Origin of the sequence: Mesorhizobium sp. B2-3-4 (assembly GCF_006442315.1) — a bacterium.
Lineage (GTDB): Bacteria > Pseudomonadota > Alphaproteobacteria > Rhizobiales > Rhizobiaceae > Mesorhizobium.
Map to the genome: position 1 here is coordinate 1 of NZ_VFVY01000006.1, position 25,555 is coordinate 25,555.

Annotated in this window: 22 protein-coding genes; 9 read left to right on the top strand and 13 right to left on the bottom strand. The window is 62.5% G+C overall.

Going from position 1 to position 25,555, the window contains the following annotated elements; genetic code table 11:
- The coding region (locus FJ967_RS11045; protein WP_140731750.1) for an FAD-dependent oxidoreductase at positions 1-1,804 on the top strand (1,804 nt) is incomplete at its 5' end.
- 9 nt (positions 1,805-1,813) lie between these two features.
- Complete coding sequence (locus tag FJ967_RS11050; RefSeq protein ID WP_140731751.1) at positions 1,814-3,169, top strand: Xaa-Pro peptidase family protein; 1,356 nt, start codon at positions 1,814-1,816, stop codon at positions 3,167-3,169.
- Here the strand turns inward: FJ967_RS11050 and FJ967_RS11055 are convergent.
- A complete protein-coding gene (locus FJ967_RS11055; protein WP_140731752.1) occupies positions 3,134-3,961 on the bottom strand; it encodes a PhnD/SsuA/transferrin family substrate-binding protein in 828 nt (275 codons plus the stop codon). The genes FJ967_RS11050 and FJ967_RS11055 overlap by 36 nt on opposite strands.
- 95 nt (positions 3,962-4,056) lie before the next feature.
- Positions 4,057-5,076 carry a fatty acid desaturase gene (locus FJ967_RS11060; RefSeq protein WP_181175777.1) on the bottom strand — a complete coding sequence of 340 codons (1,020 nt, stop codon included), beginning with the start codon at positions 5,074-5,076 and terminating at the stop codon, positions 4,057-4,059.
- A 230-nt stretch (positions 5,077-5,306) separates the two neighbouring features.
- On the opposite strand from FJ967_RS11060, the gene FJ967_RS11065 reads away from it, so the two are divergent.
- The 3 genes from FJ967_RS11065 (at position 5,307) to bmt (ending at position 7,971) form a co-directional block, all read left to right on the top strand.
- Positions 5,307-6,164, top strand: coding sequence for a helix-turn-helix transcriptional regulator (locus FJ967_RS11065; RefSeq protein ID WP_140731753.1), 858 nt, complete (start codon positions 5,307-5,309; stop codon positions 6,162-6,164).
- Between the two features lie 82 nt (positions 6,165-6,246).
- On the top strand, positions 6,247-6,849 hold the full coding sequence (locus FJ967_RS11070) for an urea carboxylase-associated family protein (RefSeq protein WP_140731754.1): 603 nt from the start codon (positions 6,247-6,249) through the stop codon (positions 6,847-6,849).
- A 99-nt stretch (positions 6,850-6,948) separates the two neighbouring features.
- The gene (gene bmt, locus FJ967_RS11075; RefSeq protein ID WP_181175806.1) at positions 6,949-7,971 is read left to right on the top strand and encodes a betaine--homocysteine S-methyltransferase; all 1,023 of its coding nucleotides are present in this window, start codon (positions 6,949-6,951) and stop codon (positions 7,969-7,971) included.
- 128 nt (positions 7,972-8,099) lie between these two features.
- Here the strand turns inward: bmt and FJ967_RS11080 are convergent, their stop codons facing one another.
- Entirely contained in the window at positions 8,100-10,979 is a 2,880-nt protein-coding gene (locus tag FJ967_RS11080) for an autotransporter domain-containing protein (protein ID WP_140731993.1), read from the bottom strand.
- A gap of 144 nt (positions 10,980-11,123) precedes the next feature.
- Here FJ967_RS11080 and FJ967_RS11085 point away from each other — a divergent pair, with 144 nt between their 5' ends.
- The gene (locus FJ967_RS11085; protein WP_140731756.1) at positions 11,124-12,698 is read left to right on the top strand and encodes a sulfotransferase; all 1,575 of its coding nucleotides are present in this window, start codon (positions 11,124-11,126) and stop codon (positions 12,696-12,698) included.
- Positions 12,699-12,768: 70 nt separating this feature from the next.
- Here FJ967_RS11085 and FJ967_RS33340 read toward each other — a convergent pair whose 3' ends face one another.
- The 9 genes from FJ967_RS33340 to FJ967_RS11130 all read right to left on the bottom strand — a co-directional run bounded on the left by FJ967_RS33340 (position 12,769) and on the right by FJ967_RS11130 (position 22,195).
- Positions 12,769-13,038 (bottom strand): hypothetical protein, encoded by a 270-nt coding sequence (locus FJ967_RS33340; protein ID WP_181175779.1) that lies wholly within the window; start codon positions 13,036-13,038, stop codon positions 12,769-12,771.
- Positions 13,039-13,171: 133 nt separating this feature from the next.
- On the bottom strand, positions 13,172-13,876 hold the full coding sequence (locus FJ967_RS11095; RefSeq protein WP_246675249.1) for a glutamine amidotransferase: 705 nt from the start codon (positions 13,874-13,876) through the stop codon (positions 13,172-13,174).
- Between the two features lie 159 nt (positions 13,877-14,035).
- The gene (locus tag FJ967_RS11100; RefSeq protein WP_140731757.1) at positions 14,036-16,150 is read right to left on the bottom strand and encodes a VWA domain-containing protein; all 2,115 of its coding nucleotides are present in this window, start codon (positions 16,148-16,150) and stop codon (positions 14,036-14,038) included.
- Positions 16,151-16,152: 2 nt separating this feature from the next.
- Positions 16,153-16,713, bottom strand: a complete 561-nt coding sequence (locus tag FJ967_RS11105; protein WP_140731758.1) for an RNA polymerase sigma factor — start codon at positions 16,711-16,713, stop codon at positions 16,153-16,155.
- A 184-nt stretch (positions 16,714-16,897) separates the two neighbouring features.
- Positions 16,898-17,635 (bottom strand): dienelactone hydrolase family protein, encoded by a 738-nt coding sequence (locus FJ967_RS11110; protein ID WP_140731759.1) that lies wholly within the window; start codon positions 17,633-17,635, stop codon positions 16,898-16,900.
- A gap of 136 nt (positions 17,636-17,771) precedes the next feature.
- The gene (locus tag FJ967_RS11115; RefSeq protein WP_140731760.1) at positions 17,772-19,073 is read right to left on the bottom strand and encodes an MFS transporter; all 1,302 of its coding nucleotides are present in this window, start codon (positions 19,071-19,073) and stop codon (positions 17,772-17,774) included.
- A complete protein-coding gene (locus tag FJ967_RS11120) occupies positions 19,070-19,747 on the bottom strand; it encodes a FadR/GntR family transcriptional regulator (RefSeq protein ID WP_140731761.1) in 678 nt (225 codons plus the stop codon). Before FJ967_RS11120 ends, FJ967_RS11115 begins: the two co-directional genes overlap by 4 nt.
- A gap of 88 nt (positions 19,748-19,835) precedes the next feature.
- Positions 19,836-20,528 (bottom strand): 4Fe-4S dicluster domain-containing protein, encoded by a 693-nt coding sequence (locus FJ967_RS11125; protein WP_181175810.1) that lies wholly within the window; start codon positions 20,526-20,528, stop codon positions 19,836-19,838.
- Positions 20,529-20,620: 92 nt separating this feature from the next.
- Positions 20,621-22,195 (bottom strand): trimethylamine methyltransferase family protein, encoded by a 1,575-nt coding sequence (locus FJ967_RS11130; RefSeq protein ID WP_140731763.1) that lies wholly within the window; start codon positions 22,193-22,195, stop codon positions 20,621-20,623.
- A gap of 290 nt (positions 22,196-22,485) precedes the next feature.
- On the opposite strand from FJ967_RS11130, the gene FJ967_RS11135 reads away from it, so the two are divergent.
- Positions 22,486-23,184, top strand: coding sequence for a B12-binding domain-containing protein (locus FJ967_RS11135; RefSeq protein ID WP_032930649.1), 699 nt, complete (start codon positions 22,486-22,488; stop codon positions 23,182-23,184).
- 102 nt (positions 23,185-23,286) lie between these two features.
- A complete protein-coding gene (locus FJ967_RS11140; protein ID WP_140731764.1) occupies positions 23,287-23,916 on the top strand; it encodes a DUF1638 domain-containing protein in 630 nt (209 codons plus the stop codon).
- 5 nt (positions 23,917-23,921) lie between these two features.
- Here the strand turns inward: FJ967_RS11140 and FJ967_RS11145 are convergent, their stop codons facing one another.
- Positions 23,922-24,842: an NAD(P)-dependent oxidoreductase gene (locus FJ967_RS11145; RefSeq protein ID WP_140731765.1), complete on the bottom strand. Its 921-nt coding sequence runs from the start codon at positions 24,840-24,842 to the stop codon at positions 23,922-23,924.
- Between the two features lie 118 nt (positions 24,843-24,960).
- On the opposite strand from FJ967_RS11145, the gene FJ967_RS11150 reads away from it, so the two are divergent.
- Complete coding sequence (locus FJ967_RS11150) at positions 24,961-25,539, top strand: DUF4893 domain-containing protein (RefSeq protein WP_140731766.1); 579 nt, start codon at positions 24,961-24,963, stop codon at positions 25,537-25,539.
- Positions 25,540-25,555 lie beyond the last annotated feature (16 nt).

Sequence of the window (25,555 nt, forward strand, 5' to 3'; positions counted from 1 at the left end):
GATCTACACCCGCCAGGAGCGCAACGGCATCCTGCTCGGCACCTATGAAAAGGCTTGCAAGCCGTGGTCGCCGGTCAACACGCCCTGGGATTTCGGCCACGAACTGCTGCCGCCGGATCTCGACCGCATCGCGCCGTCGCTCGAGATCGGCTTCAAGCATTTCCCCGGCATCGAGAAGGCCGGCATCAAGCAGATCATCAACGGTCCCTTCACCTTCGCGCTCGACGGCAACCCGCTGGTCGGCCCGGTGCAGGGCCTGACCAATTTCTGGTGCGCCTGCGCCGTCATGGCCGGCTTCAGCCAGGGCGGCGGCGTTGGCCTGGCGCTGTCCAACTGGATGGTGCACGGCGATCCGGGCTTCGACGTCTGGGGCATGGATGTCGCCCGCTTCGGCGAGTGGGCCGGCCTGCGCTACACCAATGCAAAGGTGCGCGAGAACTATTCGCGCCGCTTCTCGATCCGCTTCCCGAACGAGGAACTGCCGGCCGCACGCCCGGCGCAGACGACGCCGCTCTACGACACGATGCTGGCCAACAATGCCGTGATGGGCGACAGCTGGGGTCTGGAAACCCCGCTTTGGTTCGCGCCGAAGGGCAAGGAACCCAAGGACATCGTCTCCTTCCACCGCTCCAACGACTTCGGGCCGATCGGCGAGGAAGTGCGCGCCACGCGTGAGCGCGTCGGTGTCACCGAGATCGCCAACTTCGCCAAATACGAGGTGACCGGACCGGCCGCCGAGGATTTCCTCAACCGTCTGATGACCAACCGCATGCCCAAGACCGGCCGCATCGTGCTGACGCCGATGGTCAACGAATTCGGCAAGCTGATCGGCGACTTCACCATCGCCAAGGCGGCTGAAGACCGCTTCATGATCTGGGGTTCTTCCGCCGCGCAGAAATACCATATGCGCTGGTTCGAGAAGCACCTTCCGAAAGACGGTTCGGTGCGCATCCATCGTTTCGACCAGACACTTGTCGGCCTGTCGATCGCCGGACCCAAGTCGCGTGACCTCTTGCAGAAACTGGTCGATGTCGATGTTTCGACCAAGGCCTTCCGCTTCATGGATTTCCGCGAAATGGCCGTCGGCGGCGCGCCCTGCCTGGTCAACCGCATCACCTATACCGGCGATCTCGGCTACGAAATCTGGATGGCGCCGGCCTATCAGCGCCTGGTCTACAAGGCGATCAAGGACGCCGGCGAGGAGTTCGGCATCGTCGATTTCGGCATGCGCGCGCTGTTGTCGATGCGCCTGGAAAAGAACTTCCCGACCTGGTTCCGCGAACTCAGGCCGATCTACGGGCCGTTCGAAGGGTCGATGGATCGCTTCATCAAACTGGAGAAGAACGACTTCATCGGCCGTGAGGCTTCGGCGAAAGAACACGCGCAAGGTCCAAAACTGCGCCGCGTCTCCTTCATCGTCGATGCCGCCGATGCCGACGTGATGGGCGACGAGCCGATCTGGGCCAAGGTCAGCAAGGACTACGGCACAGTGGAAAAGCCGCATGGCTACGGCGCGCCGCGTTTCGACGACAAGGGCAAGGAAGTGCGCGGCTCCAAGGCCGCCGAGGGCGCGTCGGCCGTGCGCGGCATCGTCGATGGCGAATGGCGCGTGGTCGGCTGGGTGACCTCGGGCGGTTATGCCCACTATGTCCAGAAGTCGATGGCGCAGGGCTATGTTCCGGCAGCACTTGCCGAGGACGAGAGCGCCGGCCTGTTCGAGATCGAAATCCTCGGCCATCGCCGTCCGGCCCGCATCAATGTCGAGGCGCCGTTCGACCCGAGCGGCGACAAGATGCGGACCTGAGGTCCGGTCATGGACAGCGAGGCGTCAAAGGGCGGCTTCGGACGGCATCGCAAGATCATGCCGTTCGAGCCAGGCTCGATCGAGGGCCTGCGCGAAGCCTCGCGCGAAAAAGCGGCCTCGCTGAACCAGCATGTGCTGGGCTATGGCGCGCAGGCTGAAAGCGAATGGGTTGCGGCGGGGATTGCCGCGCCCGACTTGGGCGCAATGCGCCAATATCGGCTGCAGCGCATCCGTGCCGAGCTGAAGCGGCGAGGCTATGCCGGTGCCCTGCTCTACGACCCCGTCAACATCCGCTACGCGACCGACTCGACCAACATGCAGCTCTGGGTGGCGCACAACCCGACGCGGCACTGTTTCGTCGCCACGGATGGGCCGGTGGTGCTGTTCGACTATTTCTCCTGCGAGCACCTGTCCGACCATTCCGGCGTCGTCGACGAGGTGCGCCCCGCCATATCGTGGATGTATCTCTATGGCGGCGAACTCACGGAGCAGAAAGTTCGGCGCTGGGCGGCGGGCATCGCCGATCTGGTGAGACACCATGGCGGCGGCAACAACCGGATAGCGGTCGACCACATCAACCCGGAAGGTGTCGAGGAACTCGCCCGTCTGGGCATTGCCGTCGGCAATGGCGAAGCGGTGATGGAAAATGCCCGGCTGATCAAGTCGCCGGACGAAATCCTCGCAATGCGCCGTGCCATCGTCGCCTGCGAGGCGGCGATGGGCGAGATGGAGCAGACGCTGAAGCCGGGCATTTCCGAGAACGAATTGTGGGCCGAACTCCATCGCGGCAACATCGCGCGCGGCGGCGAGTGGATCGAGACGCGGCTGCTGGCATCGGGACCGCGCACCAATCCCTGGTTCCAGGAATGCTCGTCGCGCATCATCGAGGCCGGCGACCTCGTGGCCTTCGACACCGACCTGATCGGCCCCTACGGCTTCTGCGCCGACCTGTCGCGGACCTGGTTATGCGGCGATACAAAGCCGACTAACGAACAGCGCGACCTGTTCCGCATCGCCGCCGATCAGATCGAACACAACACGGCACTGATGCGGCCGGGTATTTCGTTTCGCGACCTCGTAGAGCGTTCAGCGGTGCCGCCGGGAGACTGTTTCCCGACCCGCTACGGCGTGCTTTACCACGGCGTTGGGCTGGCCGACGAATACCCAACCCTGCCGCATGCCAGCGACTGGACGTCAGATACGCCCGACGGCGTGCTGGAACCAGGCATGGTGCTGTGTGTGGAGAGCTATATCGGCCGGCTTGGCGGCCGCGAAGGCGTCAAGATCGAGGAACAGATCCTGATCACTTCAGACGGCAACCAGCAGCTTTCAACCTACCCGTTGGACCGGCGGCTGCTCGGCTAACCCGGCAAGGGCCTCACGCATTGCCCGGATCGTCTTTTCCGGCGTCGTCCTTGCGGTAATGTAAGGCAGGCCCTTGCGCCGTGCTGTCCAGCCCACGATCACGACCTTGCCCGCGGCCGGCTCGAAACGCTGTGCTAGCGCCCAGCTTTCGCAGTCGATCGCCGCGACATCCGCCCGGCCTTCGGCGACGGCGACGATCGAGCCACGATGGCCGCCGCTTTCGCCGCGCGATGAAAATATGTCGAGGCTTTCGCCGGCCGCTTCCAGGTCCCGCGTCAGAGCGATGATGCCCGACATGGAATCGAGGCTGTTGAAGGTGAAGCGTCTGTCCCGGATGAGATCGAGCGGCAGCAAGGCCTTGCCGTCGGCGGGCGAGCGAACTTCGGGCCCCTCACCGGCCCGCATCACCAGCGCGCTGGAATAGAGCTCGCCCTGTCCGCCTTCATAGGCGTCGTAGCTTGGCTGGCCGATCACTTGCACGTGCTTCGAAAGCCCGAGTTCCATCGGCCCCCAGCAAGTCTGCGCGAACAGCAGCGCCGGGTGCAGCCAGAGTCTGTGGAAATCGAGTTCGTCGGGCGGCAGCGTCGCGGGATCGGGCGCGATCAGCGTACCGGCGGCGTCATGGATGCCACCCGGCACCGCAGGCAGGTCGCCATTGCGCCGCACGATGGCTTCAGGTGCATCGATGCCCTTGCGACGAAAGGCATCGCGCAACGAGGTCCATTGGGCATCGACCTCGCCTCGAACTTCGGGCCAGTCATACATCGGCAACGCCGCAATCAGTTCGCTCATGCCGATATCAAACCACCATGCCTGGAGAAAGGATCGCAAGAACGCGGCGCCCAATCAGAATTGGCCGACACGGCTATCCAAGCGATCGACGGATACTATTCCTTCGGCGGTTCGGCCGGGACGGGCACCGTGCCGAGCCCATTGATGTTGCGCGCCCGCACACGTGGCTTGAATGCCCTGCCCGGCTCGGGCGCGCGCCGCAGCACCGGATGCACGATCGGCTCCTTGGCCTTGAAGGCATAGGACTTCAACAGCGCGAAATAGTTCGGATAGGCATAGCCGTTGTTCATCCGCAGCCATTCCTCGCGCCGGTCGCGAAACAGCTTCGGCAGCCGGTACCAGGCGATGGTCGGGCTCTTGTGATGGACAAAGTGCAGATTGTTGTTGAGGAACAGGAACGACAGCGGCGAGCGTTCGACGATCACCGTGCGTCCCTCGGGATGCTCGGACCACTGATGTTCGGCATAGGTGCGGATCGAGATCAGGGACTGGCCGAGCCAGACCGGCACCAGCACATAAAGCCACAGCGGAATACCGAAGCCGAATTGGACTGCAGGCAGCACGATCGCAAGGCCTATGGCATGCAGCAGCCAGGCCTTGCGGATAGGCTTGTCGCCGGCAATCACATGCTTGGCGTCGTCGATGAAGAAGCCGATGCAGGACAACCACGGGCCGAGTACCAGCCGGCCAACCATGGTGTTGTTGACCTTGAGCAGGAACTTCATCCACGACGGCATTTCTTCATGCATCCAGAGCGCCTGATAATAGCTCTCGGGATCGTCCAGCGGATCGGTCAGCCGCTCGTCGGCATGGTGGCGCAGATGGATGGTCTTGAAGCGGCGGAACGGCCAGGCAAGACCGATCGGCAGGAAGACAAAGGCTTCGTTGACGAGGGCGTTGCGGGTCGGGTGACCGTGCAGCACCTCATGCATGATGGAAGATTGCAGCGCCAGCGTGAGCGCCATGACGAACAGTGCTGTCATGGGATAGGATGGCCAGACGAAGAAGCCGGCGACGAACCAGACACCGTAGCAGAAGAAAGCGAGGACCACGGTCGGCCATTCGATGGCCGGTCTGCTGCTTCGACGGATGCTCTTGCCAGGTATGCTTGCCATGCTATCGACCACTGTCCCTCAGTCGCCGGAACCCCAACTGGTTCCTGACAGCATAGTGTCAGGAGAAGCGATTCCACTCAACGCGACAAAGTGCACAAAATGTTGCGATTGCGCATTTCTGACTGCATATGTTGCACATTGTAAACAATCTTAGGGATTCATTTACGCCTGTGAAGCCTGTTGCAGGGACATCGGCGCAAATTTTTCCTCCGGAATATGGGAGCAAGGCCATGGACAAGCGCGATCTGTCGACGATCTTTCGGGAGCGTCTGAAGCTCCTCCTGACACGGTCGGATCTCAACCAGTCTGCATTCGCGTCAGCGGTCGGCATCGACCGTTCCGCACTGTCGCAGCTCATGTCGGGCGCCTCGACGCGGCTGCCTCGGGCCGAAACGCTGCTCAACATCGCCGCCGAGTTCAAGGTGTCGCTGGACTGGCTGCTCGGCCTCAGCCAGGACGAAGGTGTCACCGGTGAAATCCGCGAAAGCCTCGAGATCGAGGAAGCGCCCGACGGTTTCGATCGCACGCTGCTCGCCAAATGGTTCGCCGAGGCCGCCGGCACCAAGATCCGCTATGTCCCGGCCGGCATTCCCGATCTTCTGCGCACCCGCGCGCTCGTCGACTACGAGGCCAACATCACCAACAGGAGCCGTCTCGCCCAGGCCAGCGAGACCCAATACCGCATCGAGTACAACCGGCGGCCGGAAACCGACATGGAAGTCTGCATGCCGCGCCACACGCTGGAGATCTTCGCTCGCGGCCTCGGTGTCTGGGACCGTTTCCCGGCAGCCGACCGCCAGCAGCAACTTGCCCATATGGCGACGCTGCTCGACGATCTCTATCCGACCTTCCGCTTGTTCCTCTATGACGGCCGCATGCGCTATTCCATCCCGCTGACGATCTTCGGCCCCTATCGCGCGGCGATCTATGTCGGCGACATGTATGTGGTGCTGAACGCCACCCAGCCGGTCCAGGCCCTGACCCAGCATTTCGACAATCTGATCCGGGCCGCCGACATCAATCCGCACGAGGCGGCAAGCTTTGCGCGCAATCTGGCCGGCATGTCGTTCCCATCAGGCCCTGTCTGAGCGGCGGCAATCATGTCAGGCCAGCCCTGCCTGGCCGCCCGTCCAGCCGGCCCCGAGCCAACTCGCCTATCAGGGATAGCCCATGCAAGATCAGCGCCGCATCGTCGTTCCTCCTCAGTCGGGCCGCCCGTTTCGTATCAGGCGCGGCGACCTCATTCGCATCATCGACCCCAAGGGACAGCAGGTCGCGGACCTCTGGGCTTTCGCCACCGGCGAGAAACTCGACTGGTTGAGCACATCGCAGACGCGCGACATCACGGAGCGGCTTTTTCCCGGCATCGGCGACTATTTCTACAGCGCTGCCGCCAAGCCGATGCTGACGCTGGTCGAGAACGCATCGCCCGGCCCGCACGACATGCTCTACCCCGCCTGTGACAGCGCGCTTTACGAGCGAGCCGGCTTTCCCAATCATCCCAATTGCCGGGACAATCTGATGCAGTCGCTTGCCGCGGAGGGCATATCGCTGCCTTTCGCGCCCGACCCTGTCGACCTCTTTCAGAATTCCCTGCCGCAGCCAGATGGCAGGCTGGTGGTCGAGGCCTCGATCAACCCGCCCGGCGGCTCGGTGACGTTGCGCGCCGAACAGGACCTGCTGCTGGTCGTCACCGCCTGCTCGGTCGATTACTACCCGACCAATGGCGGAGTGTGCACAGAGATCGAGGTAGAGATCACGTCCGCGTCGTAGAGTGAACTTCAATCCGCCGGCGGAGTCGTGGCAATCATTGACTGGACATAAAGACTTCTTTATATCCTTATTCGAATTCTAGACATGAAAGCCAATCCGATGACGACGACCAATCCGATCGATGCCCTGCTTGCCGAAAAGGGTGTGCTCTTGGCCGACGGCGCCACGGGCACCAATTTGTTCGCCATGGGCCTGGAGGCCGGCGAGGCGCCGGAGCTGTTGAACGAAACCGCGCCCGACACCATCACCAGCCTGCACCAGAATTTCGTCGACGCCGGCGCCGACATCATCCTGACCAATTCCTTCGGCGGCACTCGCCATCGGCTGAAGCTCCACCATGCGCAGGACCGCGTGCACGCGCTGAACAAGCGCGCCGCCGAGATCGCCCGCGCCGTTGCCGACAAAGCGGGCCGCAAGGTGATCGTTGCCGGTTCGGTCGGCCCGACCGGCGAATTGCTGGTGCCGCTTGGCGCCATGACCTATGACGAGGCGGTCGACGCCTTCGCCGAGCAGATCGAGGGCCTGAAGGAAGGCGGCGCCGAAGTCGCCTGGATCGAGACCATGTCGGCGCCCGACGAGATCCGCGCCGCCGCCGAGGCCGCCATCCGCGTCGGCCTGCCCTACACCTATACCGGCTCCTTCGACACCGCCGGCCGCACCATGATGGGCCTGCTGCCGAAGGATATCCACGGCGTCGCCGACGGCCTGTCGCAGGCGCCGCTCGGCGTCGGCGCCAATTGCGGCGTTGGTGCCTCCGACATCCTGGCCTCGCTGCTCGACATGACGCAGGCGAAGCCGGAGGCAACCGTCATCGTCAAGGGCAATTGCGGCATCCCCGAATTCCGTGGCACCGAAATCCATTATTCCGGAACGCCCGAACTGATGGCCGACTATGTGCGCTTGGCTGTCGATGCCGGCGCGAAAATCGTCGGCGGCTGCTGCGGCACCTCGTTCCAGCATCTGGCCGCCATGCGCAAGGCGCTCGACGCCCACACCAGGGCGGATCGCCCGACGGTCGAGAAAATCGTCGAGCGCATCGGCCCGATGCGCAACAAGGTGGCGACGGCAAACACCGCCGAGACCAGCGAAGCGCGCCGCGAGCGTCGCCGCGGCCGGGCTTGAAGCCACCCTTCAATCCGTGGTGAGCAACCAAGACCGCGAGCAGCCGCCTTTATTGCTGACCATTTTCCCGACACCAACGGTATGTAGCCCGTCATCTCGTGAGAGATGGCGGGGTTTTTCTTTGTTGCTCAGAACTTCAGGCTGAAGTCTGCCTTTGCGCCGTTGTCGCTGGCGCCATTGGCGAACTGGCCGGTGTAAGAGAGACCAAGTGTGGTGTTCTGGCTCATCGCGAAGTCCAGGCCAGCCTCGATGATTGCGGCGTTTCTTGCAATCGGCGCACCGGCTACCGCGAAGGCATCGCCGTCGGTAAACGCAACTGTGCTGGTCGGCACGGTGTCGCCAAAAGCATGCTTCCAGCCGAGCATACCGCGCGCCGTGACGTTCGTGGCGCCAACCGTGAAGCCAGTCGATGCTCTGATGCCAAGCGTGGTGAAAGTGGCATCGGTGCTCTGACTGGCACTGGTCAAGGCGGCAGCCCCGCCCTTTTCAGCAAAACTGTCGGTGTGCAGATTGACATAAGCGAGGTTGGCGAAAGGCTCAAACGAGGCACCTGCCGTGTCGATCCGGTAGCCGAGTTCGCCAAAAGTCTGGAAAGTGCCGGCATCGTAATCGGCGCTCAGCCTATCGGCAAAGCCCTGAAAGGCAACCGAGCGCTTAGTCGAAATGTCGTGCCACGTATAGGCAAGACCCGAGCGAAAGCCAAGAGCCCCCCACTGCCTGCCACCGTAGAGGCCGAGATGATAATTGTCGCTTTCACCAGAGGATGCACTGCCATCGGCATCGAACTTGGTGTGGCTGTAACCTGTCATTACACCCAGGCGCACGTTTTCGGTGACGAAACCATCGGCTCCGGTGAGGAAACCTCCGGTGGAGCGATCAAGGCCGGCGGCATTGCCGTCGCCAGCCACGCTGCCCCACGAGCCAAAGGCCGAACCCCATGCCGCGAAGCGCTCTGTATTGGCAGGAGCAAGCGCGTCGCCGATGGCCGCGGTCGCCGCGTTAGGATCGCTATCGCCATAGGCCAGTACGGGCATAGCCGTTGCCCCGACACCACTGAAGGCAGCGCGCAGACGATCATTGATCGCGTCCTCGACAAAGTGGCTGTCCCCAATCAGCACCGTCTTGGCCGAGGCATGGATTTCGCCGGAGAGCTGGTCGAAGGCGTTGCGTGCGGCTTTTGGATCGAGCATCAGCAAAGAGTTGTACAAGGCCAGTTGGGGCCCGCTCTGCTGCAGGCCGTCAAGCGCGTCGGCCGTGGCGTGCTGGTTGCGGGTAAACGCAACGTCGCCGAACTTCTTCAGGCTGACCTGAAGATCGACACTATCGCTGCCTTGGTCGAGAGCGAAGTTCAAGAAAGCCGATTGCGAGACGATCCCGTCAAATTGCCCCGTCACCCCACTGGCAGCATCGAGAATACGATAGGTGTGACCGACTTGGTAGCTTGTTTCGGGATCGAGCGTCGCCACCGCCACCTTGGCGCCGGTCACCGTAGCGGTACCGGATACGTCGAGGCGGTCGCCGCCACCATTGGCGGCTATCTCGACCATGTAGGTCGAACCGGACGACAGCAACAGATCGCCTGCCACGCTGAGCGTACCGACGGAATTGCCCGGCGCGATCGTGCCGCCGCTGTCGATCACTGTTGTGCCGACCGTGCCAGAGCCCCCGAGAGTTCCGCCCGAAGCAACCGTAACGGCGCTTGTAAGGCTTGCATTCGCGTGAGCATCGTCACCCACGACCAGCCTGCCGCTGCTAACCGTTGTCGCACCCGCATAGCTATTGATGCCATTCAGGATCGTCGTGTTAGGGCCGATAAAATCGAGACCGCCCGTTCCAGAAAAACCACCGCTGAATGCCTGGGTACCGTTGGTATTGTCAATGGTGCCGCCCGCTGCATTCACGACGAAGGGCTGGGCGAAGGTCAAACTCGTCGTTGGCTTCAGCGTGCCACCATCGAACACCCCAGTGCTCTGGTTCAAAGCGAAATCGGTCTCTACGAAAAATGGGCGCGAGACGTCGATCGTCAGCCCGACAAAGTCGAAATTGATGACGCTCTGCAGCTGTGGCACAGTCATGCCGGTGAAGAAATTAAACGCGAGCGAATCCGCGGATATCGGCTGGCCATTGTTCGTAAGGAGGTTGGCTAGCTGGGCGCCCAGCGCAATTTCAGGGGCCGTGTTGGCAGGATCGTAGGCGGTGCTGGCGGTCAGAATATTGAACAGCACCAGGGTTTGGGTCTGGCCGGGCGCAACCGTGACTGCATATTGCCATTCGGGAAGATCGCTACCGTCGGCGTGCACCATCTGGGAGCCCAAGGCGTAAGCATTGTTGCCAATCACATGGGTGATAACGGGGTCATTCTGGCCTACCCCAAGGGACGTGAGCCAGAGATTCCCGGTCGTTGCCAGATTATTGCCTGAGCTCGACCCCACCCAACGGGTGCCGGCGTCCGAGCCCAAATTGTTGAAATAGGAAATCGAACCCGAAATAGGCGCATTGGTGTTGTTGGTGATCGTGTCGGTCCAGCGCGCGGCGTTGTAGGCGCCGGCATTGGCGAAGGCGGTGGTTATGGTGGTGGGCGCTGGACCAGGCCCGGGCCCGTTCGTCACATCGACCTGGCGGTTGACGCTCAATCCGCCGTAGTTGGTGACGATATTTCCGCCCTGACGAAATCCGACTTCGCCATATCCGTCATAGGCGTCGTTGGAGCGAGGCCCGGTGATGACGCCGCCATTGACGCCAACATTGCCCGCATTAACCAGGGCCTCTTTCATCGCCCCGGCGCCGGAACTGGTTGTAATGAAGGGAGGGCCACCCGGAACCGGCGTATCGTGGGGACCCTGGCCTTGCCCCGTGTAAGACGAACAGCAGCCGACCGTCGCGCCGTTGACATAGAAATTGAAGAGTTGCTCCTCGGCCCGACTCGGCGCAGTGAACAAGGCAAGTGTCACCAGCGACGCACCGCCAAGGAGCGACGCGCGCCATAGAATGGCCCGCTCAATCACCATGCCCACCCAGACCCCCTGCAATCAAATATTCAAATCAGCGGCAACACTAGTCACGAATAGGTAGCGGCGCTGTAGCATTCGGGATACATAGACGCACAATTCGACTATTCAGTTGATGGTATTTTTGGGTTGTTCAGGTTCGGAATGGCGAGCGCGAAGAAACGAGCGAAATCGCGTCAAGCTGCACTGGAACCAGCGACACTCGCCAAATTTCTTGAACAGGCGACCCAGTTGCATGGTGAGGGCCGTTTCGACGAGGCGGCACGGCTCTATTTGCATGTCGAGAAATGCAATCCCGAAGCGCTGGCGGCGTCCTATTTCCTCGCGCTGATCGATATCGAAACCGGTTGGCTTGATCGGGCGCTGGAGCGTCTTCGCCTCGTCACGCGCCAGGATCCGTCCTCGTTTGATGCGGTATTTGCACTCGGCCATACGTTCGGCGAGCTCGGCCAGTGGCCACAAGCCGTCAATGCCTATCAGCGCGCCCGGACTATCAAACCGCAAAGCACGACCGCGCGGTTCGCGCTGGCGCGCGCGCTTGAAGTCGTCGGGCAACTCGACGACGCGATTGCACTGTTTCGCGACCTCGCCAACTTCGCGCCGGTGCGTTTGAACGCTTTGATGAGCGCCGCCCAATTGAAACCGTCCGAAATCACGTCCGCGGAAAGTGAGGAGATGGCTGCGGTGGCGCGAGACACCAGCACCCCAGTGGCAGGACGGATCGGACTGTTGTTCGCATTGGCCGGCGTGCTCGAAACCTCGAGCCGCTACGAAGGTGCCTTCGCAACCTACCTCGAAGCCAATCGTCTGCGTCGCGAACGCCTGATCGAAGACGCCGGGCACCCCCCCGAACTCGTGATCGCTTCGCCCGGCTCACGCCCGAAATTCAATACCCCACAACAGGCGGCCGCCCAACATGCGCAGATGATTGCGCGGGCAAAGCAAATCTTTACCCCGGACCTCATCGCACGCTATTCCGGCAAAGGTCACGACAGTCCTGCGCCAATTTTTATTCTCGGCATGCCGCGTTCGGGGTCGACGCTGCTCGAACAGATTCTATCGAGCCACGGCAAGGTGGAAGGATTGGGCGAGGGAGTGGCGCTGTGGCGAACCATCAGCGGTCGGTTTCCACTTGTCGCCGAGGCCGGAGCAGAAGATGATCCGGAGTTCTTTCGCAAGCTTGCCGAGGACTATCTGGCGCGGCAACGGGCGTTCGGCTGGCGCAAGGCGCCATTCGTCGTCGACAAGATGCTCGGGAACTACATGTCCATTGGCATGATCCACTTGATGTTCCCCAAAGCGACCATTCTGCACAGCGTGCGCGATCCCGTGGACACCTGTCTCGCCTGCTTTCGCCAACTGTTCCGGACTGGAAACGAGACGACTTACGATCTCAGTGATATCGGCGAGCACTATGTCCGCTATCGCGAGATGATGGCACATTGGGAGACCGTCCTGCCGGGCCGCTTCGTCAATGTCGTCCACGAACAGCTCATAACCGACCCGGATTCGAAAATCCGCTGGCTGGTTGAAGACGCCTGCAAACTCAAATGGGACGAGAACTGTATACGGTTTCACCAGACCAAGCGCGCGGTTCGCACCGCCAGTATCGCGCAGGTCCGCCAACCGATTTTCAACACATCACTACAGCGCTGGCGGAAATATGCCAGCCATCTGGGACCGCTGATGGAAGCGCTTGGTCCCTACGCGCCTCGCTAAAACGGTGTCGAGCGAAGTGGCTGTCCAGCTTGCTGCCCATGGCGGCGCGACCGGGCCTAAGGATTTTTGATTATTCGCTGTTGTCGGCGTAGCTCGACTGCGCCGACTTGAAGTCGACGACGTTGTCGCCGCGCATCGTCATCAGTGCGCCCGAGGCGCCTGGATCCGTTATCTGTTCCAGCATGGCGCGGAAGCGGTCGTTGGTCAGCGCCGACATGGCGGTGTGGCGCGCCTGCGCGACATCGTCGCTGATGCGCCTGGATTCGGCTGACGGGGCTGATGAAACCGGCAAGGTGTCCCGTGCCGGCGGTATCGAGTTGGCGATAGTCCTGATCTGCAATTCCGGGCTCCCTCAAGCCTTAGACCCTTTCGGTTTAACAAGAGGGAGTTGCGATCGGGTACTGGAAATGCCCTGCAATTTAACGATCCCTGCAGATCGCTACAAAACTGAGATGTCGCCGTCGTTGGAGTGGTTAAATCAATGGCGGAAAAAGCTTCAGCAGGAACTCATTGAACCAAGCGGCTTGCGCCGCATCGTGCAGAACCACAAGGCGATCCTGCTCCTCGCGCGTCTGCGCGCCTGGCTTGTCGTAGTTCGCGCCGGGACGGTTCTGCACGCGCCTGAACCCGATCGGTGTTACTTCGGCATGGAACTGAAGGCCGTACACCTTGTCGCCTATACGGAACGCCTGATTGGGAAAAAGGTCGCTCGAGGCGAGACGCTGGGCGCCTTCCGGCAGTTCGAAACCATGCCAGTGTGACTGCGTCACATGGATCGGCGCAGGCAAAAAATCCTCAGCTCCCTCAGTTGGATAAAGTGGATAATAGCCAAACTCATGCACCCCGCTTGCCGGCGGACCAACATGCGCACCGTGAAGCCAGGCAATTTGCTGAGCGCCCTGGCAAATACCGAGCAACGGGATGCCGGCATTCATGCAAAAGTCGATAAACCGGTATTCTTCCAGCAAAAACGGATGCGGCGCCGTGTCGTAGACATTGTACATGCCGCCATAAATCACGCCGCCTGCGACAGTATCGTCAGCATCGAGCGACTCCCCGGCAAAGGCTCGACGCAAAACCGGCTCAGAGCCGTTCTGCTGGAGATAGACGAACACACGATCGTCGGCAGGTTCGTCGCTGTGCCGCACCAGAACAATACGCTTCTTCATGGTTTCCATGGCCTGCCTTTTCCCGCGCCAGAATGGGTGGCGCAAGGTACCTGCGCAACGAAAAAAGGCCGGCAAGGGAAAGATCCCTCGCCGGCCTGCCTCACCCGCCCGTAGCCGGTCTCCCGTATCAGAACGACCCCCGTCTGAAAGAAACCGGCTGTATTGCCACTACCGGTTACCGCCCAGCGCCGAGGCAAGGCGCACAAGCGAAAGGAACTCGGACCTGTACCCAAACGGGTCGGCTCCTCGGGCGGCGGTGGCAATCTCCATGATCTTGTCGTAACCGAACTTCGCGGTCGCATCCTCGTCGCGCAGCTTCTGGCCAAAGGCCGCGACCGCGACGGAAAAGCGCTGGTCGGTGCTGGCCTGGTCGAAGGACTGAACCTCGTTGGCCGAGGTCACCGGCGTGGTGATCAGCTTCGAGACGTCCTCGTTCGGCAGCTTGTAGCGGATCTTGACGAAGGCATATTCGTCCGCATTGGCGACCCCGCCATTGTTGACCGTCGCCTGGCCGTAGCGCAACGGGTCGATCTGCTCGCCGCCGCTGCCCTTGGGCGTGATCTCGTAGATCGCGGCGACCGAATGGCCCGAGCCGATATCGCCGGCATCTACGCGGTCATTGTTGAAGTCCTCACGGTTCAGCGCCCGTGTCTCGTAGCCGATGAGGCGGTATTCCGAGACCTTGTTCGGATTGAACTCGACCTGGATCTTGACGTCCTTGGCGATGGTGAACAGCGTCGAGGAGGCGTCCTCCACCAGCACCTTCTCGGCCTCGGCCAGCGTGTCGATATAGGCGGCCGTGCCATTGCCGTTCTGGGCGATGGTCTGCATCATCTCATCGTTCAGATTGCCGCGGCCGAAGCCGAACACCGACAGGAACACGCCGGTCTTGCGCTCGCTCTCGATCAGCCGCTTCAGGTCGTCATCGTCGGTCTGGCCGACATTGAAGTCGCCGTCGGTGGCAAGCATAACGCGATTGACGCCATCCTTGATGAAGGACTGCTCGGCAAGCTTGTAGGCCTCCTTGATGCCGGCCTCGCCGGCCGTCGAGCCGCCTGGCTGCAGATTGTCGATGGCATTGAGGATCTTGTCCTTCTCGGCAACCTTTGTCGGCATCAGCACCGTGCCTGCCTCGCCGGCATAGGTCACGATCGAGATGGTGTCGTCGGCCTTGAGCTTGCTGACCAGCAGCCGGAACGCCGACTTCAGCAGCGGCAGCTTGTCGGGTTCGTCCATCGAACCCGAGACGTCGATCAGGAAGACCAGATTGGCCTTGGGCTGTTCGGTGGGCTTGATGTCGAAGCCCTTGATGGCGACGTGCATCAGCTTGGTGTGATTGTTCCACGGCGTCGGCATGACGCTGACGGTCGAGTTGAACGGTGTCGATGCCGAGTCAGGCCCCTTCCAGTCATAGGGGAAGTAGTTGATCATCTCCTCGACGCGCACCGTGTCGGCCTGCGGCAGGTAGCCCTGCTTCAGCGAACCGCGCACGAAGGAATAGGACGCCGTGTCGACGTCGATCGAGAAGGTCGAAACCGGGTCTTCCAAGGCGGCGTGCACCGGATTGGTCTTGAAATCCTGGACGCGGTCGCGGTTTTCCTCTTGCGGCGCCATCTGGTCCGCCATGGTGGCCTGCGGCGCCATCAACTTGGATTCGGCGGCCGGCATGCGGGCGACCCGGGATCTGTCGGGCGCGGCGGCACCATCGAGCGCCAATTCGCCGCTTGGCGCGGGCGGTGCCGGTTCGGCGAACAGGCCGCGTCCCAGTGCATCCTCCTGCGCGGTGCCGCCGGCGATCGTGGATTCGGACTTCGGCGGCGCGGTCGGTGCGACCAGGACTTGCGTGGCCTCGCGGCTATCGACATCCGCGTCGGCCTTCTTGTCCTTGGCCGGATCGGCGGGAGCCTGCTTGACATCGGTCTCAGCCGCGAGCGGCTTCAGCGTCGCCGGCTTGTCGGCCAGCGTCTCGGTGATCTTTTCCTGGTCGCCGAATGCCGGCGGCTGTTCCCTCAGCATGTGGAAGGTGGCGTATCCGGCGATCGGCAGGGCGACGAGCCCGGAAAGGGCCGGCGTGGCAATGAGTTTCTTTTGCATGATCTCGCTCCAGAGCTTTTGTGCTCGCTCTGTGAGACGAAGCCCGCCAACCGATCCTTGGGTGACGGCGGAAATATTTTCCTGGTCATAGGCGCGCATGGCGGCTTCGAAGGCGCGTGCCTTCGCGCTCTCGCCCGGCGCCGGTACCGCTGCATCGCGCAGTTTTCTGAGTTCGTTGTCGTCGACCATGGTCACACTTCCCCGGCTGAACGCATCAACGTCTTCAGCCGTTTCTTCGCTTCATGGATGTGCCAGGAAACCGTCGTCTCCGAGATCGCCATCGCCTCGGCGGCGGCCGAGTGGCTCAAGCCTTCGCCATAGACAAGCATCACCGCATCGCGCTGCTTGTCGGGCAATTGCCGCACCGCAGCCCACAGTGCCTCGGCAGGATCCTCGCTCTCGGCCGGGGCCTCGCCCGAAATCAGCGCGTGGACGCCATAGGCCTCGGTCTTGACTGTCTCGCGCTGGGTCTTGCGCATCATATCGCGCGCGGCGTTCATCGTCACGGAATAGAGCCATGTCGTGAACGCGCCGCCGCCGCGATAGTCGCGAATCGCCTTGCCCAGGCGGACGCAGACTTCCTGGGCAATGTCCTCGGCATCCGCCTTCCTGCCGCACCAGCGATAGGCGGCGCGATAGACGAAGTCGTAGTGACGCTCCAGCAACATGCCGAAGGCCCCCCTGTCTCCGCCCTTCGCCCGCCCGATCAGTTCGGCGTCGGAGGCTTCGCTTTCATCCAGCATCATCGCCATCATTTGCCTGTTGGACGAAGGCTAATGGCTAATCCTTGGGTGGATGAAAAGATTTTTTTGGAAAGCGCTTCTTTCTTCTCCCCGTTCATAGGGAGGTGATGAGTGGTCCGCGCAGCCGGCTTGGCTTTTCGAACATGGAACGCCCGAAGGGCGGATGAGGGCGCCTACCTCCCGAAGGCTGGCTTTATCCCAGCGTTTCGGCAAACAAGGCCGTCAGCCGCTTCCAGTGCCGCTCGGCACCGGCCTCGTCATAGACGCCATGGTCGGGCACGCACCAGCCATGCGCCATGCCGACATAGTTCTCGATCAGATGGTCGACCTCGGCGTTCCGCAGCGCCTCTTCCAGCCGTGTCGACTGCTCCGGCGGGAAACTCCGGTCGACACCCGCCATGCCGACATAGACCCGCGCCTTGATCGACGCCGCCTTGCGGTGTGGGCTGTCGGCAGCGTCGCTTGCAAGGTTGCCGCCGTGAAAACTGGCAGCGGCCTTGACCCTGTCGGGGTAGATCGCGGCGGCATTGATCGCCCGCGCGCCGCCCATGCAATAGCCGACAGTGCCGATCGGACCGGTGACGCCTTCGCCGGAGAGCGCATCGAGAAACGCGGCACCGTCGCTGATGGTCATGTCCTGCGTCGTGCCGGTGACCAGCGCCATCAGCGCCGCCTTGGTCTTTTCCTCGGTGAAGGCGGTCTTGGCATCGAAAGGACCGTAGGGTGCGTTGCGGTAGAACAGGTCCGGCACCAGCACCGCATAGCCCTCGCCCGCCAGCCGCTCGGCCATGCCGTCGAGCGCCGGACGCGGACCGAAGGCGTCCTGATAGAGGATGACGCCGGCCTTGGCTTCGGACGCCCTGGCCGACCGGAACAGGCCCGCCTTCGCCAGGCCGTCACGGGTCTTGATCTGAAGGTCCTGCTTGGTCATTGCCTGCTCCGTTGATCAGATGTGCGATACATATCCGAGCAGATCGCCGCGGCAAGGCGGTCCCTGAGCGCGGCGGTCAACATTTCGTGCAGGATCGCGTGACGCAGCAGGCCCGGACTCTCGCTGAAATGATTGATCAGCCGTGGCCGTCGATGCGAACCGCCCTGGCCCCGACATGCCGCGCACGACCGGCGCCGAAGCCCATGACGGCGGCGCCAAGGCCAAGCGCCACGAACAGAAAGGCCGATTCCGAAAAACTTCCGGTCCAGCCGCGGATCAGCCCGACCAGAAGCGGACCGAACGCCGCAAGCACATAGCCGACGCCTTGCGCCATGCTCGAAAGATGCGCCGCGACATGCGAATCCGGTGACCGCAGCACGATCAGGGTCATCGCGGCGGCGATCAGTCCGCCCTGCCCGATCCCTTGCAGGACCGCCCAGAACAGGACGGTCGAGGTCGGCGCGAACAGGATGCCGAGCAGCGCGGCCACCGCGATGGCGATGAGAACGACATTGATGATGCGCTGGTCCTTCAGCCTGACCGCTATCGACGGCACGGCAAGGCAGGTAACGACCTGCGTCATCACCGAGAGCGAGGCGATGGCGCCGGCGGTCGCCGCATCGAAGCCGCGTTCGCGCAGGATCGGCGCCAGCCAGCCGAAGATGCAATAGGCAATCGCCGACTGCAGTCCCATGAACAGCGTCACCTGCCAGGCCAGGCGGTCACGCCAGAGCCCGACGACGCGAAAGCCACTGTGGCTGACTTGCCGCCGGCTGCCCAACGCCTGCGGGATCCAGACCAGGAGCACGAGCAATGTCGGCAGCGCCCAGGCGGCAAGCGCGCCCGACCACGAGCCGGTGACATGACGCTCGATCGGCAACGTCAAGCCGGAGGCGACCGCCGAACTGGCGCAGAGCGCCATGGTGTAAAGCCCGGTCATGACAGCGGTGTTGTCGGCGAAATCACGCTTCACCAGCCCCGGCAACAGAACGTTGCCGATGGCAATGGCGCTTCCGGCAAGAAAGCTGGCCACAAAAAGCAACGGCACGGATTCGAACCCGCGCAGGCCCGTTCCCAGGACCAGCAGCACAAGCGCACCCAGCAAGGTGCGCTCGGCTCCATAGCGCTGGGCCAACCTTGGCGCGAAGGGCGCGAACAGACCGAGGCACAGAACCGGCAGCGTGGTCAGCAGGCTGGCGCCGGTCGTTGAAAGACCGGTCGCCTGCATCACCTCGGGCAACAGCACCGACAGGCTGGAAAACAGGAAGCGCAGGTTGAAGGCGATCAGCACCAGGCTGGCGCCGAGCACGATGCGACCGGCGCGGCTGCGCAACTCCGGCGGCCGTGGCCGCGGCAGGCTGTCGGCCTCGGCATCGATGAGGTCCAGTCCCTCGACGGCATCGGCCTTGGGGTCGGGGTGGCGAAATGTGTGGTTCATAGGGAAAGCAGTCTTTCAAGCTGGGCAAGTACGGGCGCCATGAAAGCCCGAACGGCGGATACCGCACGGTCGGGGTCGCCCGCGGCGATGGCATCGACGATTGCCGCATGCGCCTGCTGGTCCGGTTCGGGCAGGTCGCCGCCGATGGTGGCATGGATGGTTTCCGCGATGGCGGCGGTGAAGAAGTCGTAGAGTTCCATCATCGCCTTGTTGCCGGACGCCGCCACGACCGATTTGTGAAAGGCGAGATCGCGCCGGATGAAGGCTTCGCTTCCGCCATCCGCGACAGTACCGCGCTCGGCAAGCAACTGACGCATCCGGTCGAGGTCGGAAGGGGTGCGGCGCAAGGCGGCAAGGCGCGCGGCCTCCAGATCGAGTGCGGCCCGCGCCTCCCATTGATCACGCAGGCCGGTGCGCTTGACGCGGCCGAGCGCGGCGGAGGAATCGAGGGTTGAGCGCACATAGGTGCCCGACCCCTGACGCGTATCCAGCAACCCTTGCGAGACCAGCACCCTCACCGCCTCGCGCACCGTGCCGCGGCTGACCGACAGAAGATCGCTGAGAGCCGCTTCATTGGGCACGCGCTCACCGATGCCCCAGCGACCGCCGAGGATCTCGTTCCGCAGATTTTCCGTTGCGCTGGCGGTAAGATTGGTTCTGACGGCAGGTTGCATGGGCCTATTCATCAAGTCATCTGATGATTTGATGAATAGGCCTGCTCTCGGCCGTCGTCAAGCACATGCACATCGAGCGTTGTGCCGATCAGCTGCCGGCGCGCGCAAAACTCGCCATGTGGAAGGCTTGAATGTCAGCTGGATAACGATAGGCCGTGCCATACGGGCAGGCATTGCGATCAAGGCAGCCGCCGGCCCGGCACGGCTCTCCATCGGCTCCGCGCACATGCGCCAGACAGGCCTGGTAGGCGAAGCCGTCATTGGAATAGGCATCGACGGGACAGGATTTCAGGCAGGGCTTTTCAACGCATGTGTCGCAAAGGTGCGGTGCGGGCTCGGTCACCGGAAACGCGATCTCGTCCTCGAACAGCAAGGCGCCGCGATAGGCGTGCCAAAGCCCGTAACGGGGGTGCATGAGGATGCCGAGCGGCGACCGCTTCAGCCCCTCCGCCCGAACAGCCCATTGCTGGAAAGGCAGATAGGGCTTGTCCGAAGGCGAAACCGCACGGGCTTCATACTTTTCCGCCACCTGGCCGATAACCTGCCGTGACCAGGTGTCGAGCGGATTGACGATCGACTCTGGCTGGAGTTCCCGCCAGCGCGAAAAGTGCGGCCAGGGCGCGGCACCCGCCTGCCCTACCAAAAGGACAGACCTGGCTGGCACGCCCGAGGCGCCGTGAGGAGCAGTCTCATGATCGGAAAAAACAAAACCACTGCGCAGGATGAGGCCGTTGGCGCCCAGCGCGGCCGTGATCTCCTCGATCATGCCGCGCGCAGGCATCATCCCTTCTTGTCCGGATCGGAGAAAGCGCTCCGCCAGACTTCCTTGTGGATGATGTTGGCGACTTTAGCCCCGCCTGACTCGGGCTCCTTTCAAGTGAAGGCGTCGGGCATCGACCCCTTCTTCTTGGCGATGAATTCCTTCAGGGCTTCGTCGATGGCCGGATCGAGATGCGGCGCCTCGTAAGCCTCCAGCCAGCGCCGCGCCAGATCGTTGGCGCGCTGCGGCGCGGTCTTCTCGCCCTCGGCCAGCCACTGCTCGTAGGAATTGTTGTCGGCGATGCTGGAACGGTAGAAAGCAGTCTGGAAATTGGCCTGGGTGTGGTCGCAGCCGAGATAGTGGCTGCCCGGGCCGACCTGGCGGATGGCGTCCATCGCCTGGCCGTTTTCCGACAGGTCGACGCCCTCGGCGAATTTCTGCTGCATGCCGAGCTGGTCGATGTCCATCATGAACTTTTCGTAGCAGGAGGCCAGCCCTCCCTCGAGCCAGCCGGCCGAATGCAGCACGAAATTGGTGCCGGCCAGAATGGTCGAGTTCAGCGTATTGGCGCTTTCATAGGCCGCCTGTGCATCCGGCACCTTCGAAGCGCAGAGCGAGCCGCCGGTGCGGAAAGGCAGGCCGAGCCGGCGCGCGAGCTGCGCGGCGCCGTAGGACACCAGCGACGGCTCCGGCGTGCCGAAGGTCGGTGCGCCCGACTGCATCGAGATCGACGAGGCGAACGTGCCGAACAGCACCGGCGCGCCCGGCCGGATCAGCTGCGTGAACGAGGCGCCGGCAAGCACCTCTGCCAGGACCTGCGTCAGCGTGCCGGCGACCGTCACCGGGCTCATCGCGCCGGCCAGGATGAACGGCGTGACGATGCAGGCCTGGTTGTGGCGCGAATAGACCTTCAGCGCGCCGAGCATGGTTTCGTCGAACACCATCGGCGAGTTGGCGTTGATCAGGCTGGTCAGCACCGTGTTGTTCTCGACGAAGTCGTCGCCGAACACCAGCTTGGCCATGGCCACCGTGTCCTCGGCGCGCTCCGGCGCGGTCACCGAGCCCATGAACGGCTTGTCGGAATATTTGATGTGCGCGTAGACCATGTCGAGGTGGCGCTTGTTGACCGGCACGTCGACCGGCTCGCACACCGTGCCGCCCGAATGGTGGATCGACGGCGCCATATAGGCGAGCTTCACGAAATTCTGGAAATCCTCGATCGTCGCATAGCGCCGGACGCCGTCGAGATCGCGCACGAAGGGCGGGCCATAGACCGGCGCGAACACGGTCGCATTGCCGCCGATCTGGACCGAGCGTTCCGAATTGCGGGCATGCTGGGTGTAGATGGAGGGCGCCGTCTTCAGCAGCGAGCGGCAGAGGCCCTTCGGGAAATGCACGCGCTCGCCCTTGACGTCGGCGCCGGCCTCCTTCCAGAGCTGCAGCGCTTCGGCGTCGTCGCGGAAGATGATGCCGATCTCTTCCAGCACCGTGTCGGTGTTCTTCTCGATCAGCGCCAGGCCTTCCTCGTTCAGAACCTCATAGACGTTGATCTTGCGCTTGATGTAGGTGAGCTGCGTGCCTGGACCACCGCCGGAACGTGCCGCGCGCCTTGCCGCTGCTCCGCCGCTGGCGCCGCGCCCACGCCGCGCGTTTGACGCTTCCTGGTCGACTGCCGCGTTTTCGCTCATGATCGCTTTTCCCTGAATATGGCCAGGCCTCGATATGCACTGGTCCGTAACCGTTGCGGCCGCATGGCGCGGCTTTGCCCGGATCGTAGCCATGCACCCTATTCGAAACGGCCCGTCCGCGCCAACGCCTGTCGCAAAATCGACAAGAAAACCAATAGATTTTCCAGTCGCTTTCCTTTTGCGGGAAGTCGCAAATCAGCTATGGATAGCCGCCCATTGCGGGTTAGGTATGAACGCCATTATTTTGTGCCTTGCGACACAGTCGCGATGCCGTGAGGAGCTTGATTAAGATGTCCGACGACGAGATCATCCTTTCTGAACTTTCCGACGACGAGTTGGTGCAGCAGATGCACGACGATCTCTATGACGGGTTGAAGGAAGAGATCGAGGAAGGCACGCGCATCCTGCTCGAGCGCGGCTGGGCGCCTTACAAGGTTCTGACCGAGGCGCTGGTCGAAGGCATGCGCATCGTCGGCGAGGACTTTCGCGACGGCATCCTGTTCGTTCCCGAAGTGCTGTTGTCGGCCAATGCGATGAAGGCGGGCATGTTCATCCTGCGCCCGCTGCTCGCCGCCACCGGCGCGCCGAAGCAGGGCAAGATGGTCATCGGCACCGTCAAGGGCGACATCCATGACATCGGCAAGAACCTCGTCGGCATGATGATGGAAGGCGCCGGCTTCGACGTCATCGACCTCGGCATCAACAACGCGGTCGAGAAATATCTCGATGCGATCGAGCAGCACCAGCCCGACATCATCGGCATGTCGGCACTGTTGACCACCACCATGCCCTATATGAAGGTCGTCATCGACACGATGAAGGAAAAGGGCATTCGCGACGACTATGTCGTGCTGGTCGGCGGCGCGCCGCTCAATGAGGAATTCGGCAAGGCCGTGGGCGCCGACGCCTATTGCCGCGACGCGGCCGTAGCGGTCGAGACCGCCAAGGACTTCATGAAGCGCAAACACAACGTGCGCGCTTCGGCCTGATCCAAGGCATCAGGAAAAACCGAGAAAAGCCGCGCCTTGCAGCGCGGCTTTTTTGTTCCCAGATAAGGGTTGCGGGCAACTAAAGCCGCTTCAGCTGAAATCATGGCCAAGCTGCAAAAAAAGCAATCGAACGAAGCAGAAAGGCTGCTGGTCATCGCCTGCGGGATGATTGCGCGCGAAGTTCTGGCCGTGAAGGAACAGCTCAAACTCGACCATCTCGACCTGACCTGCCTGCCAGCCGAATACCATTTCTATCCTGATCGCATCGCGCCGGCCATGGACAAGGCCATCGAAAAGGCCAAGGCGGATGGCTACGAACACATCTTCGTCGGCTATGGCGATTGCGGCACGGGCGGCCTGCTTGACCGCGTCGTGGAAAAACACGGTGTCGAGCGCATGGCCGGCCCGCACTGCTTCGCTTTCTACCAGGGCATGGACGCCTATGCGAAGGTCGCCGACGACGACATGATGTCCTTCTACATGACCGACTTCCTGTGCCGCCAGTTCGACGCCTTCTTCATGAAGCCGCTCGGTCTCGACAGGCACCCGGAGTTGATCAAGGACTATTTCGGCAATTACGAGAGACTGATCTATCTGGCACAGACCGACGATCCCGAACTCGACAAGGTGGCGGAAGCCGCCGCCACCCTGCTCGGCCTCGCCTATGAACGCCGTTCGACCGGTTATGGTGATCTGACGCCGGAGCTGGCGCGGGTCACGTTGAACGCCTGAAGGCGTCAGACTGTTTGTTCGGCAGCCAGCGCTGTCAGCACATCGGCAAAGCGCGTCCCGCAGACAAAACCCAGCCTGTCCCTCGCCCGTGACGCGTCATAGACCCTGTCGATCGAGGAAAACATCGTCCAGCCCTTCCTGGCATAGAGAGCGGGAAACTCGGGAAAATACCGCGCCACCACGGACGGCGCATCCCTGATCAACGCCTCGCAGTCATCAGGCTGGAACGGCGTTGGCGCACAGACGATGAAGATGTCGAAGCCGAGCTCCGGCGCCTTCTCCAGCGCCGCGACATGCGCCTGCGCCGCATCCTCCACCGTCAGCCGCCGGAACAACAGTTCGTTTGCCTTGGTGTTGGCGTCCGACTGCTCGATCGCATGTGCCATGTCGTCGGCTTCGGGAAAGAAACGCGCCGTGCGCAGCACCACCACCGGCAGCCCGTGCTGCAGATGGTAGAGACGGCACAGATGCTCGGCGGACAATTTGGTCACTCCGTAGATGTTGCGCGGCTCTGGCGCCATGGCTTCCGTCAGCCATGCCGCCTTGCGCGCACCGCCCTTGAAGCCATCGCGAATCGCCTGCGAGATCATCAGCGAGGTCGTCGACGTGAAGACGAAGCGTTGCACATCGGCCGCCACCGCGGCATCGAGCAGGTTCAGCGTGCCTTGCACGTTTGTCGCGACGAAATCGCTGTTGGCGCGGCTTTCGATGTTGGGCTTGTGCAACGCGCCGCTGTGGATGATGGCCTCTATCCGGTTTTCCATCACAGCGCGCATGACGAGCTCACGGTCGGCAATCGAACCGACGATCCCCGTTTCGGCCGATGGAACGGGGTCGAAGCCGGTGACATCATGACCAAGCCCGCGCAGCCGTGGCGCCAGCGCGCCGCCCAGCCAACCCGACGACCCCGTAAGCAAGATTCGCATTCGCGACACCCGTGATTTTTGACCGTGACGCTGTTAAGCACGGATGACCGGCGCAAGCGACCCGGTAAGGTATGCACCAGACGGCGCCGGCGCCGTTCCAGACAACAGGAAGCCCTCGATGAACCTTCGCCCCTTGCTTGCCGTTGCCGGCCTTCTCTGCTGCACCTTGCCCGCCCTGGCCGATGGTCAGGTCCAAAAGCTGATCACCGCCGCGGACAAGGCCCGGCTCGACCAATATGGCGAAACCCGCAAGGCCGCCATCGCGGAAGCCAAGGCTGGCGGCGATCCCGCCGAAATCAGCCAGCTCGATGCCTTGCTGGCAAAGCCACTGGTCGCCTTCTCCGACAAGGACCTGACAGGCAACTGGCAGTGCCGCACCATCAAGGTCGGCGGCATCTCGCCGCTGGTTATCTATGGCTGGTTCAAATGCAAGGTGACCGACGACGGCTCCGGCTGGCGGCTCGCAAAAGTCACTGGCTCGCAGCGCACCCAGGGGCGCTTCTTCGACGACGGCGAAAAGCGTTCGATCTATCTCGGCGCGTTCTCGGTCAATGACGACAAGGCCAAGCCCTATGGCAGCGGCCCGGAGAGCGACCAGGTCGGCTACGCCTTCCGCAACAGCGCCAGCGAATGGCGCATCGAATTCCCGGCGCCCTATTACGAATCGAAGCTCGACATCATGGAGTTCAAGCGCTGAGCGGCGCTCTGACGCG